This window comes from Lewinella sp. (genome assembly GCF_050633125.1).
Taxonomy (GTDB): Bacteria; Bacteroidota; Bacteroidia; order Chitinophagales; family Saprospiraceae; genus Lewinella.
The window spans coordinates 1-2,703 of the sequence record NZ_JBOEFX010000137.1; the positions used below are offsets into that span (position 1 = coordinate 1).

At 44.5% G+C, this 2,703-nt stretch carries 3 protein-coding genes; all 3 read left to right on the forward strand.

Annotation, left to right across the window (positions count from 1 at the left end; translation table 11 throughout):
- The coding region (locus ACRBG0_RS25155) for a SusD/RagB family nutrient-binding outer membrane lipoprotein (RefSeq protein WP_431489594.1) at positions 1-821 on the forward strand (821 nt) is incomplete at its 5' end.
- Between the two features lie 57 nt (positions 822-878).
- The gene (locus ACRBG0_RS25160; RefSeq protein WP_431489595.1) at positions 879-1,316 is read left to right on the forward strand and encodes a hypothetical protein; all 438 of its coding nucleotides are present in this window, start codon (positions 879-881) and stop codon (positions 1,314-1,316) included.
- 105 nt (positions 1,317-1,421) lie between these two features.
- A complete protein-coding gene (locus ACRBG0_RS25165) occupies positions 1,422-2,630 on the forward strand; it encodes a hypothetical protein (RefSeq protein ID WP_431489596.1) in 1,209 nt (402 codons plus the stop codon).
- Positions 2,631-2,703: the final 73 nt, after the last annotated feature.

The window sequence follows — 2,703 nt, forward strand, 5'->3', positions numbered from 1 at the left end:
AAATTGTCAGCGCACTACGTGCACGCATGGCCATCCACCTGCTGAACAAAGGCACTGGTAATGCTACTGCCGCCATCACTGCGGCTGGTCAGGCTTTTGCTAGCAATGACGATGATTTCGAGTTTGCCTACAATGATGTAGAACGCAACCCTGCACATACAGGAATTGCTTTGGCAGTAAATACAGGCAACTTTACTGTTGCTCCTGGAGGTTATGCCGTACGCCTACTCAACGGTGACATTTACAATGTAGCTGATCCTCGCCTGGAAATTCTATTTGGTACAGCAACGGAATACATCGGTATTGACAGTTACGATGATGATGCTCCTGCAAATACTGTTGATTTTTCTGAAACGACCTTCCATAGCCGCGAACAGACGCCTATGTTTATGCTCACTTTCGCAGAGATGAAATTCATCGAAGCAGAAGCACAACTGGCGCTAGGGCAAACTGGCCCAGCTTACGATGCTTATCTCGCAGGTATCCAAGCGAGTATGGACAAGTACGGTGTAGATCCTACAGCAGCTGATGCATACCTTAATGACCCTGTGGTAGCTGTAGGTGCAGCAGCGCTGACCAATGAGCTGATCATGAAGGAGAAGTACATTGCTCTTTATTTCAACTACGAAGTATGGACAGATATGCGTCGCTACAACTACAGCAGTGACGTTTACCGCAACTTCGTCATTCCTGACACCGAGCGCTTTGGCGGGCCAGCCCAACGAGCACTTTATCCTACGGATGAATTCAATCGTAATGGTGCCGAAGTAAGCAAAGTAGTCCGCGATTTTGAAACACAGATGTGGCGCGACCTCAATTAATCATAAATTAATCGACGATGAGCATTGCTCCTCGTGCTTAATAAAAAGACAATTATTATGAAATCAATTCATATTAGCCTATTTCTTTCAATTTTAGTTCTAGGCTTTAGCTCTTGCTACGAAGAGCCAGATTGGCTGGCTGACAACACAACTCCCGGAAGCGGAAACTTCCCCGTTATTTCCACTTTTGGAACCTCCAATGGCAGCGAGTTTGCAGTCGGAGAAACCGTTCAACTGGACTTGCGCTTCTTTTCTGTAGATGAGATTGACCGCATTGTTCTTTCCAGCATTATCAGTGGAGTAGAAACGGAAGAAGAATCTTTTGCTTATACGCCTAATTTCTCAGAAGACAGCCAGACAGATGTGCTGCTGATGAGCTATACCGTACCCACAGGCTTGGCCGCTGACGTGACTACCATTTCGCTCAAGGTTGAGATTATCAATAAAAATGGCTTGACCAGAGACAGCAGTGTTGACATCGATATTCTTATGTAAAGAATATTGATGTAATCGTATAAAACAGGCTCTCGGACAATTCAATTTGTTCGAGAGCTTTTTTGTGTAAAACACTTGCTTCCTGCATCTCTTGGGGCAAAAAACATGAAGTACTTTATACTCATTATTACTCTTCTCTCACTTACCATACTTAACGCCCAATACGGTACCAACTACCAATTCCACTTCACCCTGCAAGATTCGACAACGGAATTCAATAGTGCTACCGATAAGCACAAGGTAAAAATCAGCCGGGGAGGCCGTCGTTTAGTAATAAAAACCAAAGATTATAATTATCAAATCAGCTCCGAAGCCGGTTATCCATTATCAGCCCAAGACGGAAAAGTGACTGTCGTTTACGGAGTTATTCCTCCTCGTTCTCACCTTGAGCTAACCATTCAGCGACGTGGACGAGGTAACAAAACGGCCTTTCATTTAGCGCTCACCTACTTACAGAAGGACGATTTTTCTGAATTGCATTGGCAGCCAGACAGCCTGATACTAGACTTATCCTACCAGCAAAACTTGATAGATTATGAACTTATCGCTCCAAAAACAGCAGAAGGCCACAGGAATTTGAGCTGTTTTTTGTTGGCCCAATGTCCCCCAACCTGGAAACTGACGCAAATGGGAATAGACAGAGAGAAAGCTAGGCGAGTCTTAAAATTCAAACGCATCAAATACCGCCTGGACCAGCAAACTGACAGCTTAATTACGGCCCACTTTCCCAATGGTATTTTCTCACAGTTTTTTGATTTAGCATGTACCACTGGCTATTACCATTCGAATACTGTTCCTACATCACGAAAATGTGAACTTAGTGTAGATACCAGCCTTGTGGGAATGAGACAATTGTTTAAACTTAAAGCACCTCAATTAGCTGCACCTTTCTATCTAAATATTCACACAGCCGACGCGCAGGGCGCTAATTTTGGTGCTCACTATTTCGGCAACAAGCGATTTAGTCGCCAGGAGTTAGAATTCCTTCCAGCGGAAGAAATCGCCCAATTTGCGCAAACACATTTTCCGAAAACAGACTTTATCAAGAATGAAAACGGCCAACCCATTGCCACCTTGATCTACCTTGCAGAACAACCTCGGAACACCACCGAAAATCATTCTTACCCACTGGAGCCAGTTGATATTCGCCCCACAAAAGAGACCTCCTCCTGGCCTGGTACCTTTGCGTATTATCTCCAGCGTAGGCTTCCTCAAGTCGGGAACCTCAACGGATTCGAAACCTATTACTTTTATGCACATACGATGCGTTTTATCATGAAAACAGAAAATTATTACGACCTTCTCGACGAATAAAAACCAATCGTCATGGATGCGCTGCGCCAGCAATACCCCGCTTTAGAAAACTGGCGGTGTGTCACATGTAATG

Excerpts from the sequence above, each read along its gene's own strand:
- ACRBG0_RS25165 (WP_431489596.1), top strand. The coding sequence starts at position 1,422 with ATGAAGTACTTTATACTCATTATTACTCTTCTCTCACTTACCATACTT.
- ACRBG0_RS25160 (WP_431489595.1), top strand. The coding sequence starts at position 879 with ATGAAATCAATTCATATTAGCCTATTTCTTTCAATTTTAGTTCTAGGC.